At 67.3% G+C, this 13862-nt stretch carries 9 protein-coding genes and 3 rRNA genes; 11 read left to right on the plus strand and 1 reads right to left on the minus strand.

Annotated elements, in window-relative coordinates:
* The first annotated feature begins 61 nt into the window (after positions 1 to 61).
* Positions 62 to 1048, plus strand: a complete 987-nt coding sequence (locus tag ACSUPT_RS17025; RefSeq protein WP_365729481.1) for a helix-turn-helix domain-containing protein — start codon at positions 62 to 64, stop codon at positions 1046 to 1048.
* On the opposite strand, the gene trpS is transcribed toward ACSUPT_RS17025, so the two are convergent.
* On the minus strand, positions 1015 to 2016 hold the full coding sequence (trpS, locus tag ACSUPT_RS17030) for a tryptophan--tRNA ligase (protein ID WP_361656309.1): 1002 nt from the start codon (positions 2014 to 2016) through the stop codon (positions 1015 to 1017). The genes ACSUPT_RS17025 and trpS overlap by 34 nt on opposite strands.
* Positions 2017 to 2837: 821 nt before the next feature.
* On the opposite strand from trpS, the gene ACSUPT_RS17035 reads away from it, so the two are divergent.
* From ACSUPT_RS17035 to ACSUPT_RS17080, 10 genes are all read left to right on the plus strand, one after another.
* Positions 2838 to 4365 (plus strand): 16S ribosomal RNA (locus ACSUPT_RS17035).
* 283 nt (positions 4366 to 4648) lie between these two features.
* A 23S ribosomal RNA gene (locus ACSUPT_RS17040) occupies positions 4649 to 7771 on the plus strand.
* A 77-nt stretch (positions 7772 to 7848) separates the two neighbouring features.
* Positions 7849 to 7965 (plus strand): 5S ribosomal RNA (rrf, locus tag ACSUPT_RS17045).
* Together the 16S, 23S and 5S rRNA genes form the textbook arrangement of a ribosomal RNA operon.
* Positions 7966 to 8036: 71 nt before the next feature.
* On the plus strand, positions 8037 to 8681 hold the full coding sequence (locus tag ACSUPT_RS17050) for an HAD family hydrolase (RefSeq protein WP_351966652.1): 645 nt from the start codon (positions 8037 to 8039) through the stop codon (positions 8679 to 8681).
* Between the two features lie 43 nt (positions 8682 to 8724).
* Complete coding sequence (locus ACSUPT_RS17055; RefSeq protein WP_436944832.1) at positions 8725 to 9921, plus strand: MFS transporter; 1197 nt, start codon at positions 8725 to 8727, stop codon at positions 9919 to 9921.
* Positions 9890 to 11071 carry an acetoin utilization protein AcuC gene (locus ACSUPT_RS17060; RefSeq protein WP_351966654.1) on the plus strand — a complete coding sequence of 394 codons (1182 nt, stop codon included), beginning with the start codon at positions 9890 to 9892 and terminating at the stop codon, positions 11069 to 11071. The genes ACSUPT_RS17055 and ACSUPT_RS17060 overlap by 32 nt, the downstream gene beginning before the upstream one ends.
* A 104-nt stretch (positions 11072 to 11175) precedes the next feature.
* Positions 11176 to 11991, plus strand: coding sequence for a phosphatase (locus tag ACSUPT_RS17065; RefSeq protein ID WP_351966655.1), 816 nt, complete (start codon positions 11176 to 11178; stop codon positions 11989 to 11991).
* Positions 11992 to 12118: 127 nt separating this feature from the next.
* Positions 12119 to 12331, plus strand: a complete 213-nt coding sequence (locus ACSUPT_RS17070) for a helix-turn-helix domain-containing protein (protein WP_058944276.1) — start codon at positions 12119 to 12121, stop codon at positions 12329 to 12331.
* Positions 12332 to 12475: 144 nt separating this feature from the next.
* Positions 12476 to 12574, plus strand: coding sequence for a 30S ribosomal protein bS22 (locus tag ACSUPT_RS17075; protein ID WP_003948845.1), 99 nt, complete (start codon positions 12476 to 12478; stop codon positions 12572 to 12574).
* 180 nt (positions 12575 to 12754) lie between these two features.
* Positions 12755 to 13861, plus strand: a complete 1107-nt coding sequence (locus ACSUPT_RS17080) for an NAD-dependent epimerase/dehydratase family protein (protein ID WP_361661171.1) — start codon at positions 12755 to 12757, stop codon at positions 13859 to 13861.
* The last annotated feature ends 1 nt before the right edge of the window (position 13862 follow it).

Raw genomic sequence — 13862 nt, forward strand, 5'->3', positions numbered from 1 at the left:
CCAGTGGCCGAAATGCCACGCATCGATGACATACGGCCACCACCCCTGGCATCCTCGCCCCATGACCCCCTACCGCGTGGCGATGCTCGCCTTCCCCGGCATCCGCGCCTTCGACGTCTCCGTCATCACCGAGGTCTGGGGCGTCGACCGCGCCGACCGCGGCGTCCCGCCGTTCGAACTGCGCCGCGCCGCCGCCGACCCCACCGCGCCCGTCCCCATCCCCGGCGGCCTCGCCCTCACCCCCGACCGGCCGCTCACCTGGCTCGACCACGCCGACCTGGTGATCGTCCCCGGCCTCACCGACCCCGACACGGACATCGCCGCCCCCGTACTCGACGCCCTGCGCCGCGCCCACCAGGCCGGCACACCCGTCGCCGCGCTCTGCGCGGGAGCCTTCGTCCTCGCCCGCGCCGGCCTCCTCGACGGCCGCCGCGCCGTCACCCACTGGTACGTCGCCGACCGCCTCCGCGCCCGCCACCCCGCCGTCACCGTCGAGCCGAACGCCCTGTTCGTCGAGGACGGCGGCGTGTGGACGTCCGCCGGCACCGCGGCCGGCGTCGACCTGTGCCTCCACCTGGTGCGCACCGTCCACGGCGCGGAGACCGCCGCGACCATCGCCCGCGCCATGGTCACCGCCCCGTTCCGCACCGGCACGCAGGCCCAGTTCATCGAGCACCCCACTCCCCGCGCCGACCGCGACGCCGACGCCCTCGCCGCCGTACGGGCCCACGCCCTCGCCCACCTCCACGAACCGCACACCGTCGCCTCGCTCGCCGCCCGCGCCGGCATGTCCGCCCGCACCTTCGCCCGCCACTTCCAGGCCACCACCGGCACCACCCCCCTCCGCTGGCTCACCGCCCAGCGCGTCGCCGCCGCGCAGAAACTCCTCGAACGCACCGACCACCCCCTCCCCGAGGTGGCCCGCCGCGCGGGCTTCGGCAGCGAGGTCACCATGCGCCAGCACTTCGCGACGCACCTCGCCACCAGCCCGCGCGACTACCGCGCCGCGTTCCGTCAGACCGCCGGCAGCAGCCCCACCGCCCGGTAGGCCCGGTCCACCACCGGACGCGCCATGGCCCGGGCCCGCTCCGCCCCGGCCCGCAGCACCCCGTCCACATACGCCGGGTCGGCCACCAGCTCGGCGTGCCGCTCCCGAAGCGGCCGCAGCAGCTCCACCACCGCGTCCGCCGCGTCCCGCTTCAACGCCCCGTACGACGTGTAGCCCCCGGCCAGCTCCGCCGGGTCACCGGCCCCCGTGCACGCGGCGAGCACCTCCAGCAGGTTCGCGAGCCCCGGCCGGCCCTCCCGGTCGTACACGACGTCCCGCCCGCTGTCGGTGACGGCCCGCATCACCTTCCGCCGCACCACCTCGGGCTCGTCCAGCAGATAGACGATGCCCGGCCCGCTGTCGTCGGACTTCCCCATCTTCGAGGTGGGGTCCTGGAGGTTCATGACCCGCGCCCCGACCGCCGGGTGCGTCGCCTTCGGCACGGTGAAGGTGTGCCCGTACCGCTGGTTGAACCGCACCGCCAGGTCCCGTGTCAGCTCCACGTGCTGCGCCTGGTCGTCGCCCACGGGCACCTCGTCCGTCTCGTACGCGAGGATGTCCGCCGCCATCAGCACCGGGTAGGTCAGCAGCGACAGCCGTACGCTCCCGCCCCGCTCCCGCTCCCGCGCCGCCTTCTCCTTGTACTGGATCATGCGCCGCATCTCGCCGTCGGTCGCCGTGCACTCCAGCAGGTACGACAGCCGCGCGTGCTCGTCCACATGACTCTGTACGAAGAGGACGCACCGCTCCGGGTCGAGCCCGGCCGCCAGCAGCAGCGTCGCCGCCTGCCGGCTGAGCCGCCGCACCCGCGCGGGGTCGTGCTCCACGGTCAGGGCGTGCAGGTCCACGATGCTGAACAGGGCCTCCGCCCGGTGCTGGTCCTCCTGGACCCACTTCCGGACGGCCCCGATGTAGTTGCCCAGCGTCAGATGCCCCGTGGGCTTGACCCCGCTGAAGATCCGCGTCATGTCGCTGTCCCTCTCACTCCTGGTCGGGACCGCCGCTCCCCACGGCCGCCCCGCCCTGAGGGGGAAACGCGAACGGCCGCCGAGGCGGCGGCCGTTGTCTGCACGCGTCAGTGCGGGGCCGCCGTCAGGCGGCCCACCACAGAAGACAGTGCGCGTGCGTGGTCATACCGGCACTCTACCGGGGTAGGGGCGTGGGTTGACAGTGGTGCGGGCGGTGCGTAGTGTTCTCCGAGTTGTCCGACGTGAGCGCCGACTCCGGTCGGTCCCCGGACAGCCATTCCGCAGGAAACACCTTCAGCGAGCGACTCACCGTCGCCCCGCTTTTCGTGCGCTTTTGCGGAATAGAGGAATCCACGTTCGAGAGAGCGGGACCCGATTAGCGTCGGGGCCACGGATTCGCTAAGGTTCACGACGTCGGAACGGCCCAACAGCCGCGAAGACAAAACCCGCTGACTGGGAATCAGGCCCGAAAGGATCTGATAGAGTCGGAACCGCCGGAAAGGGAAACGCGAAAGCGGAGAACAGCCCGGCAGCCCGCTCCAGCGGGTGGCAGAAACGGAAAACGGATCTGCTAAGCTGGAAACACCGAAGGGAAGCGCCCGGAGGAAAGCCCGCAGGGAACTGAGGGTGAGTACAAAGGAAGCGTCCGTTCCTTGAGAACTCAACAGCGTGCCAAAAGTCAACGCCAGATATGTTGATAACCCCGTCTCTCTGAGACGAGGTTCCTTTGAAAAACACAGCGAGGACGCTGAGAACCGGAAGGACTATTCCTCCTTCGGGTTCCGCTCAACGCGAGTGTTCACCGGGATAACCCGGAAGCATTCACGGAGAGTTTGATCCTGGCTCAGGACGAACGCTGGCGGCGTGCTTAACACATGCAAGTCGAACGATGAACCCACTTCGGTGGGGGATTAGTGGCGAACGGGTGAGTAACACGTGGGCAATCTGCCCTGCACTCTGGGACAAGCCCTGGAAACGGGGTCTAATACCGGATACGACCACTTCAGGCATCTGATGGTGGTGGAAAGCTCCGGCGGTGCAGGATGAGCCCGCGGCCTATCAGCTTGTTGGTGAGGTAACGGCTCACCAAGGCGACGACGGGTAGCCGGCCTGAGAGGGCGACCGGCCACACTGGGACTGAGACACGGCCCAGACTCCTACGGGAGGCAGCAGTGGGGAATATTGCACAATGGGCGAAAGCCTGATGCAGCGACGCCGCGTGAGGGATGACGGCCTTCGGGTTGTAAACCTCTTTCAGCAGGGAAGAAGCGAAAGTGACGGTACCTGCAGAAGAAGCGCCGGCTAACTACGTGCCAGCAGCCGCGGTAATACGTAGGGCGCAAGCGTTGTCCGGAATTATTGGGCGTAAAGAGCTCGTAGGCGGCTTGTCGCGTCGGATGTGAAAGCCCGGGGCTTAACCCCGGGTCTGCATTCGATACGGGCAGGCTAGAGTTCGGTAGGGGAGATCGGAATTCCTGGTGTAGCGGTGAAATGCGCAGATATCAGGAGGAACACCGGTGGCGAAGGCGGATCTCTGGGCCGATACTGACGCTGAGGAGCGAAAGCGTGGGGAGCGAACAGGATTAGATACCCTGGTAGTCCACGCCGTAAACGTTGGGAACTAGGTGTGGGCGACATTCCACGTCGTCCGTGCCGCAGCTAACGCATTAAGTTCCCCGCCTGGGGAGTACGGCCGCAAGGCTAAAACTCAAAGGAATTGACGGGGGCCCGCACAAGCGGCGGAGCATGTGGCTTAATTCGACGCAACGCGAAGAACCTTACCAAGGCTTGACATACACCGGAAACACCCAGAGATGGGTGCCCCCTTGTGGTCGGTGTACAGGTGGTGCATGGCTGTCGTCAGCTCGTGTCGTGAGATGTTGGGTTAAGTCCCGCAACGAGCGCAACCCTTGTCCCGTGTTGCCAGCAGGCCCTTGTGGTGCTGGGGACTCACGGGAGACCGCCGGGGTCAACTCGGAGGAAGGTGGGGACGACGTCAAGTCATCATGCCCCTTATGTCTTGGGCTGCACACGTGCTACAATGGCCGGTACAAAGAGCTGCGATACCGCGAGGTGGAGCGAATCTCAAAAAGCCGGTCTCAGTTCGGATTGGGGTCTGCAACTCGACCCCATGAAGTCGGAGTCGCTAGTAATCGCAGATCAGCATTGCTGCGGTGAATACGTTCCCGGGCCTTGTACACACCGCCCGTCACGTCACGAAAGTCGGTAACACCCGAAGCCGGTGGCCCAACCCCTTGTGGGAGGGAGCTGTCGAAGGTGGGACTGGCGATTGGGACGAAGTCGTAACAAGGTAGCCGTACCGGAAGGTGCGGCTGGATCACCTCCTTTCTAAGGAGCACATAGCCGACTGCGAGCGAATGACTCGCACGGTTGCTCATGGGTGGAACGTTGACTATTCGGCGCGATTCTTCAAAGCCTTCTGTTAGTACTGCTTCGGCGTGGAACACAGTAAGAGCGGCGGAGATCGTGCCGGGCACGCTGTTGGGTGTCTGAGGGTGCGAGCGTTGCTCGCCCTTCGAACGCCGGCCCCAGTGAACTCCGGATCTTGTGTCCGGGGGTGATGGGTGGCTGGTCGTTGCTTGAGAACTGCACAGTGGACGCGAGCATCTGTGGCCAAGTTTTTAAGGGCGCACGGTGGATGCCTTGGCACCAGGAACCGATGAAGGACGTGGGAGGCCGCGATAGGCCCCGGGGAGCTGTCAACCGAGCTTTGATCCGGGGGTGTCCGAATGGGGAAACCCGGCAGTCGTCATGGGCTGTCACCCTTACCTGAACACATAGGGTAAGTGGAGGGAACGAGGGGAAGTGAAACATCTCAGTACCCTCAGGAAGAGAAAACAACCGTGATTCCGGGAGTAGTGGCGAGCGAAACCGGATGAGGCCAAACCGTATGCGTGTGATACCCGGCAGGGGTTGCGCATGCGGGGTTGTGGGATCTCTCTTTCACGGTCTGCCGGCCGTGAGACGAGTCAGAAACCGTTGATGTAGGCGAAGGACATGCGAAAGGTCCGGCGTAGAGGGTAAGACCCCCGTAGCTGAAACATTGACGGCTCGTTTGAGAGACACCCAAGTAGCACGGGGCCCGAGAAATCCCGTGTGAATCTGGCGGGACCACCCGCTAAGCCTAAATATTCCCTGGTGACCGATAGCGGATAGTACCGTGAGGGAATGGTGAAAAGTACCGCGGGAGCGGAGTGAAATAGTACCTGAAACCGTGTGCCTACAAGCCGTGGGAGCGTCGCTCACATCTTCGGATGTGGGTCGTGACTGCGTGCCTTTTGAAGAATGAGCCTGCGAGTTTGCGGTGCGTTGCGAGGTTAACCCGTGTGGGGAAGCCGTAGCGAAAGCGAGTCCGAATAGGGCGATTTTAGTAGCGCGCTCAAGACCCGAAGCGGAGTGATCTAGCCATGGGCAGGTTGAAGCGGAGGTAAGACTTCGTGGAGGACCGAACCCACCAGGGTTGAAAACCTGGGGGATGACCTGTGGTTAGGGGTGAAAGGCCAATCAAACTCCGTGATAGCTGGTTCTCCCCGAAATGCATTTAGGTGCAGCGTCGTGTGTTTCTTGCCGGAGGTAGAGCACTGGATAGGCGATGGGCCCTACCGGGTTACTGACCTTAGCCAAACTCCGAATGCCGGTAAGTGAGAGCGCGGCAGTGAGACTGTGGGGGATAAGCTCCATGGTCGAGAGGGAAACAGCCCAGAGCATCGACTAAGGCCCCTAAGCGTACGCTAAGTGGGAAAGGATGTGGAGTCGCAGAGACAACCAGGAGGTTGGCTTAGAAGCAGCCACCCTTGAAAGAGTGCGTAATAGCTCACTGGTCAAGTGATTCCGCGCCGACAATGTAGCGGGGCTCAAGCGTACCGCCGAAGTCGTGTCATTGCAGCATGAGGGCCAACGCCCGCTGTGATGGGTAGGGGAGCGTCGTGTGCCGGGTGAAGCAGCCGCGGAAGCGAGTTGTGGACGGTTCACGAGTGAGAATGCAGGCATGAGTAGCGATACACACGTGAGAAACGTGTGCGCCGATTGACTAAGGGTTCCTGGGTCAAGCTGATCTGCCCAGGGTAAGTCGGGACCTAAGGCGAGGCCGACAGGCGTAGTCGATGGACAACCGGTTGATATTCCGGTACCCGCTTTGAAGCGCCAGCGCTGAACCCAGCGATGCTAAGCCCGTGAAACCGCCGTGTGCGTCTTCGGACAAGCACGGAGTGGTGGAGCCGGTGGCCCAGACTGGTAGTAGGTGAGCGATGGGGTGACGCAGGAAGGTAGTCCAGCCCGGGCGGTGGTTGTCCCGGGGTAAGGGTGTAGGCCGTGTGGTAGGCAAATCCGTCACACGTTAAGGCTGAGACCTGATGCCGAGCCGATTGTGGTGAAGTGGATGATCCTATGCTGTCGAGAAAAGCCTCTAGCGAGTTTCATGGCGGCCCGTACCCTAAACCGACTCAGGTGGTCAGGTAGAGAATACCGAGGCGTTCGGGTGAACTATGGTTAAGGAACTCGGCAAAATGCCCCCGTAACTTCGGGAGAAGGGGGGCCACGCCTGGTGATGAGTCTTGCACTCGGAGCTGGGGGTGGCCGCAGAGACCAGCGAGAAGCGACTGTTTACTAAAAACACAGGTCCGTGCGAAGCCGTAAGGCGATGTATACGGACTGACGCCTGCCCGGTGCTGGAACGTTAAGGGGACCGGTTAGCTTGGATTCGTCCAGGCGAAGCTGAGAACTTAAGCGCCAGTAAACGGCGGTGGTAACTATAACCATCCTAAGGTAGCGAAATTCCTTGTCGGGTAAGTTCCGACCTGCACGAATGGCGTAACGACTTCTCGACTGTCTCAACCATAGGCCCGGTGAAATTGCACTACGAGTAAAGATGCTCGTTTCGCGCAGCAGGACGGAAAGACCCCGGGACCTTTACTACAGTTTGATATTGGTGTTCGGTTCGGCTTGTGTAGGATAGGTGGGAGACTGTGAAGCTTGGACGCCAGTTCAGGTGGAGTCGCCGTTGAAATACCACTCTGGTCGTGCTGGATGTCTAACCTGGGTCCGTGATCCGGATCAGGGACAGTGTCTGATGGGTAGTTTAACTGGGGCGGTTGCCTCCTAAAGGGTAACGGAGGCGCCCAAAGGTTCCCTCAGCCTGGTTGGCAATCAGGTGTTGAGTGTAAGTGCACAAGGGAGCTTGACTGTGAGACCGACGGGTCGAGCAGGGACGAAAGTCGGGACTAGTGATCCGGCGGTGGCTTGTGGAAGCGCCGTCGCTCAACGGATAAAAGGTACCCCGGGGATAACAGGCTGATCTTCCCCAAGAGTCCATATCGACGGGATGGTTTGGCACCTCGATGTCGGCTCGTCGCATCCTGGGGCTGGAGTCGGTCCCAAGGGTTGGGCTGTTCGCCCATTAAAGCGGTACGCGAGCTGGGTTTAGAACGTCGTGAGACAGTTCGGTCCCTATCCGCTGTGCGCGTAGGAATATTGAGAAGGGCTGTCCCTAGTACGAGAGGACCGGGACGGACGAACCTCTGGTGTGCCAGTTGTTCTGCCAAGGGCATGGCTGGTTGGCTACGTTCGGGAGGGATAACCGCTGAAAGCATCTAAGCGGGAAGCCTGCTTCGAGATGAGTATTCCCACCTCCTTGAGAGGGTAAGGCTCCCAGTAGACGACTGGGTTGATAGGCCGGATATGGAAGCCCAGTGATGGGTGGAGTTGACCGGTACTAATAGGCCGAGGGCTTGTCCTCAGTTGCTCGCGTCCACTGTGTTAGTTCTGAAGTAACGAACTCCCATTTGGCTGGTTGAGTTCATATCTTCATAGTGTTTCGGTGGTCATAGCGTTAGGGAAACGCCCGGTTACATTCCGAACCCGGAAGCTAAGCCTTTCAGCGCCGATGGTACTGCAGGGGGGACCCTGTGGGAGAGTAGGACGCCGCCGAACAAATATTGGGCCCCGGCCCCGAGAAACCTCGTTTCTCGGGGCCGGGGCTTTTTTGCGTTTAGGGTGGCCCCATGCGCTACGACCTGGTCATATTCGACAACGACGGCGTCCTCGTGGACAGCGAGCCGCTGTCCAACGCCATCCTGGCCGGCTACCTCACCGAGCTCGGGCACCCCACCACGTATGAGGACTCCCTCCGCGACTACATGGGCGGGGCCACGCACCGCATCCACGACACCATCCTCGAACGGACCGGGCAGCGCCTCCCCGAGGACTTCGACGCGACGTTCCACGCCCGTGTCTTCGCCGCCTTCGAACGCGACCTCACCGCCGTCCGCGGAGTCACCGACGTCCTCGGCAAGCTCACCGCCGAGGGCGTGCCCTACTGCGTCGCCTCATCCGGCAGCCACGAACGCATCCGCGTCGGGCACCGCAAGACCGGACTCGACCGGTGGTTCACCCCCGGCACCGTGTTCAGCGCCCAGGACGTCGGCCGCGGCAAGCCCGCACCCGACCTGTTTCTCCACGCCGCCGCGCAGATGGGCATCGCCCCCGAGCGGTGCGCGGTCATCGAGGACAGCCCCCTCGGCGTCCAGGCCGCCCACGCCGCCGGCATGGACGTGTACGCCTTCACCGCCATGAGCGACGCCGGCAAACTCCCCGGTGCCCACGGCTACTTCGACGACATGGCGCAGCTGCCGCAGCTCCTGCTGTGACACCCCTGTCCAGCCGCTGAACACCGCCGTACCCTTTCCGGCCATGACCGACGCGCGGCTGCGGCGCGGGCGCCGCGCACTCACCCTCACCTTCCTCGTCCAGGGGGCCGCGTTCGCGCTCCTCGTCACCCGCATCCCCGCCATCCAGCGGCAGTACGGCATCCCCGACGCGCACCTGCCCGCCTACCTCGCCGCGGTGCCCGTACTCGCCGGGCTCGGCAGCGCCGCCGCCGGCGCCCTCGCCGCCCGCGTCGCCCCCACCACCCTCCTGCGATGGGCCCAGCCCGTCGTGCTCCTCGCCCTCGCGGGCGTCGGCCTCGGCGGGCAGGGCTGGCAGCTCGGCGCCGTCCTGGGCGTGTTCGGGCTCGCCGTCGGCGCCCTCGACGCGTCCATGAACATGCGGGGCGTCCGCCTCCAACAGGCGTACGGGCGGAGCATCATGCTCGGCTTCCACGCCGCGTACAGCCTCGGCGGCATCGCGGGCGCCACCCTCGCCTGGGGCGGCGCCCGGCTCGGCTTGCCGCTCGCCCACTTCCACCCGCCGCTCGCCCTGGTGCTCCTCGCCGCCGTGCTCCTCTCCGGCCACGCCCACGGCGACCGCCCGGACCGGCCCGAGGGGGCGGCGCCGCGAGGACGCGACGGTGAACGGGCGCCCTGGGCTGGCCTCCTGCCGCTGTGCCTCGTCATGGCGTTCGCGTACATCGGCGACGCCACCGTCTCCAACTGGAGCGCCGCCTACGTCCAGGACGTCCTCGGCGGCAGCGAGGCGCTCGCCACCCTCCCGTACAACGCCTACATGGCGACCACCCTCCTCGGCCGGGCCGCCGGCGACCGCGCCGTCCAGCGGTACGGGCCCGCCGCCGTCGTCCGGGGCGGCGCCCTCCTCGCGGCCGGCGGGTTCGCCGGGGTGGCCGCCGCACCCGGGCCGTGGACCGGCATCACCGCGTTCACCGTCCTCGGGCTCGGACTGAGCGTGATCGTCCCGCAGACCTTCGCCGCCGCCGGGAAGCGCGCCCGCGCCGACACCGCAGTGGCACGGCTCAACGTGTTCACGTACGCCGGGTACCTCGTCGGGGCGCCGCTCGTCGGGGCGCTCGGCGCGGCGTGGAGCCCGCGCTGGGCCATGGCCGTGCCGCTCGCCCTGCTGCTGGTGACACTCCCGTACGCCGGGTCGGTCGCCGGACGGGGCGACCGATACGGTGGCGGTCATGAGCGGCCGCGCACTGTTGATGTGGGATGACGCAGTCACCGGGTACGACTTCGGTCCCGGCCATCCGATGGACCCCGTACGCCTCGGGCTGACCATGGAGCTGATCCGGGCCCTGGAGGTCGACCGGGCCGTCGAGATCCGGTCCGCGCAGCCCGCGGGCGACTCCACGCTGCGGCTCGTCCACCGCGAGGACTACCTCGACGCCGTGCGGGCCGCGTCCGCCGACCCCCGCGGCGCCGACCAGGGCTACGGGCTCGGCACCCCCGACGATCCGGCGTTCCCCGGCATGCACGAGGCGTCCGCGCGGATCGCCGGACTGTCCGTCGGCGCCGCCGAAGCCGTCTGGCGCGGCGACACGAACCGGGCCGTCAACTTCACCGGCGGCCTCCACCACGCCATGCCCGGGGCCGCCGCGGGGTTCTGCGTCTACAACGACGCGGCGCTCGCCATCGCCCGGCTCCTCGAACTCGGCGCCGAACGCGTCGCCTACCTCGACGTGGACGTCCACCACGGCGACGGCGTGCAGGCCGTCTTCCAGGACGACCCGCGCGTCCTGACCATCTCCCTGCACGAGCACCCCCGCACCCTCTTCCCCGGCACCGGCTGGCCCGAGGAGACCGGCGGCGGCGCGGGCGCCGGCAGCGCCGTCAACGTCGCCCTGCCCGCCGGCACCGGCGACGCCGGGTGGCTGCGCGCCTTCCACGCCGTCGTACCCGAACTGCTCGCCGACTTCCGGCCGCAGGTGCTCGTCACCCAGCACGGCGCCGACACCCACTTCGAAGACCCCCTCGCCCACCTCACCGTGTCCCTCGACGCGCAGCGGGCCGTCCAACTGGCCTGCCGCGGCCTCGCCGACGAACACGTCGAAGGCGGCCGGTGGATCGCGCTCGGCGGCGGCGGGTACGCCGTCGTCGACGTCGTGCCCCGCTCCTGGACGCACCTCGTCGCCATCGTCGCCGGGGCCGACGTGCCGCCCGAGACGGTGATCCCCGAGGAATGGCGGAGCGTCGTGTACGCGCGGACCCGGACACCGGGGCCGCGGCGCATGACCGACGGCCGGTGGCCCGTCACCTGGCGCGCCTGGGAGGACGGCTACGACCCGGAGGACCGGCTCGACCAGGCCGTCCTGGCGACCCGCAAGGCGGTGTTCCCCCTGCGGGGGCTGCTCGTCCACCCGTAGCGGCCGCACACGGGCCCGTGCGGCCGCGGCGGGCGTTACGCCAACCGTGCGGTGCCCGGCCGTTCGCGGCGTGGGCGGCGGGCTCGTACGGCAGCATCGGCGGCGTGCTGAGTACCGGGGCGCTGCGCGCGCATCTGCTGGCGGCCGGGCTGGCCGGGCCCGTCGCCACCACGCGTGAGAAGAGCCTGCGCAACTACCGGCTGTTCGCCGCCCGCGACCCGCGGGTCACACTCGGCCTCGACCCCGAACGGCGGTGGGACGAAAGGGACCTGCTGCGGCTCATGGCCGAACGGTGCGGGGTGTCCGACGACCCCGGCCACCGCACCGGGCGGGACGTCATCGACCCCGAGCGGACCCTGAGCGCGCTCGACGCGTTCGCGCGGAGGCTCGCCGCGGCCGCCCGGCGCCGTGCCCCCGTACTGTTCGGGACCGGGCACCCGCACCGGCTGCTGGGGTTCTACGCCGCGCTGGCAGACGCCATGTCGGCGGCGGGCTGTCCCGTCCTCACCCCCGCGCAGGGGAGATGTGTCGACATAACGACCCGATTTGGCGTACGTACGCATCGTCTCGGCTACGCACGCGGAGTCGCGCTCGTCCGGCGTGCCCAGGGCGAAGGCGCCGGTTGTGAGCCCGGCGCGCACACCCACTCGCCCCTCCCCGTCCGGGTGGTCCTGGGGGCCGCCGCCGAGTCCGGCGGGCCCCTTCCGGAACTGGTGGTGGGGGACCACGGATGGGTCTGCGGGGCAGGTCAGCTGGGCATCGAGGCCATCGGCCTGGCCGACACGGACGACCCGGCGCTGTTCGTCGGGGAGGCCGAGGGGCAGGTGGCGGTCGCGGTGCCGCTGGACGACGCCGTACGGTCCGCGTCGTACCGCCCGCTCACTCGCTATGTACTCAATCGGGCGTGTCTGTCACAGTAGGCGGCGGATGGCTGCTCCTCTTCCCCACCCGTATCAACCGCCCCTAGTCTGGGGAGTGAGCGCACAGCGACGAAGAGTCACCGGAGGGGAAGCCGGTGGCGTCATGTGCGGAAGGTACAGGTGGGTCATGGTTGCTGCTGGCGAGACACCTCTCAACGAGGTCAAGTTCCTGACCGTGGCGGAAGTTGCCTCGGTGATGCGTGTGTCCAAGATGACCGTGTACCGGCTGGTGCACAGCGGTCATCTGCCGGCGATCCGGGTGGGGAGGTCCTTCCGGGTGCCGGAGCAGGCGGTTCACGAGTACCTCCGCGAGTCCTTCGTGGGGGTGGAGACCGCGTAGTCCGGAGTCCTTTCACCACCCTCGGATTACGAGCTCGGCGCTTCGGCGGGTAGGCTAGGCCGACGTAGGTCGTGTGGGCCCAGACGCCCCGCACCGAGATCCCCGCTTGTGCGGGGGTGTTCCGAGAAGTGAGCGAGGGTAGTCGTGGGCTCTGTTATCAAGAAGCGGCGCAAGCGGATGGCGAAGAAGAAGCACCGCAAGCTTCTGAAGCGCACCCGTGTTCAGCGCCGTAACAAGAAGTAAGCGGCGGCTTTACGTGCGCCTCGCGGCCCTCCCACCGGTTCCGGTGGGAGGGCCGCGGTCATGTCCGGCCGGGTCCGGGGCGCGGCCGGTTCGGGGCCCCGTGACCGCCGCGGGGTGACACCGACCCGCTACGGTGGCAGCCACACGCGTCGCGGGGAATCGAACGGGAAGGCGCTGAACGTGGGCAGGGTCGTGCTCGTCACCGGAGTGGCCAGGCAGCTCGCCGGCCGTTTCGTACGGCGCGTCCTGCGCGATCCGGGGGTCGACCGGGTCGTCGGGGTGGACGCCGTACCGCCCGAGCACCCGCTGGACGGCGCCCTGTTCGTCCGCGCGGACATCCGTCAGCCCGCCATCGGCCGGGTGCTGGCCGAGCACGGTGTGGACACCGTGGTCCACCTGGACATCTCCGCGACCGCCCCGGCGGGGGGCGGCGGCCGTACGGCGGCCAAGGAGACCAACGTCATCGGCACGATGCAGCTGCTCGGCGCCTGCCAGAAGTGCCCCACCGTCAGCCGGGTCGTCGTCCGCTCCAGCACCACCGTCTACGGCTCCGCGCCCCGCGACCCGGCGGTGTTCACCGAGACGACCCCGCCCAAGTCGCTGCCGGGCGGCGGCTTCGCGAAGGACGTCGCCGAGGTGGAGGGGTATGTCCGCGGCTTCGCCCGGCGCCGCCCGGACGTCGCCGTGTGCGTGCTGCGCTTCGCCAACATCCTCGGCCCCGACGCGGTGTCCCCGCTGGCCCAGTACTTCTCGCTGCCGGTGCTGCCGACGGTCCTCGGATACGACCCGCGGCTCCAGTTCGTCCACGAGGACGACGTGCTGGACGTGCTGAGCATCGCGTCGGCCGAGCCGCGCCGGGGCACCCTCAACAGCGGCACGTTCAATGTGGCCGGGGACGGGGTGCTGACCCTGTCGCAGTGCGCCCGGCGCCTCGGCCGGCCGACGCTGCCGCTGCTGCCGCCCGCCGTGACCTGGGCGGGCACGGCGCTGCGGACGCTCGGCGTGAGCGACTTCTCGCCGGAGGAGATCCGGCTCCTCACGCACGGCCGGGTCGTCAGCACGGTGCTGACGCGCGAGGCCCTCGGTTTCGAGCCCGCCCACACGACGGCGGAGACCTTCGCGGACTTCGTACGGCACCGGGGCCCCGGCCTGTTGCCGCCGGACGCGCTGGCGGCGGCCGTCGACGGGGTGGCGGACCGGCTGGGCGACCGGGTGGCGGCGCTGACCCGGAGCGCGGCGCGGACGGCGAGGCGGCGGGGAACCGCCGGGACAAGGAGCGCGGGCTAAC

Origin of the sequence: Streptomyces sp. SudanB25_2051 (assembly GCF_964272635.1) — a bacterium.
Lineage (GTDB): Bacteria > Actinomycetota > Actinomycetes > Streptomycetales > Streptomycetaceae > Streptomyces.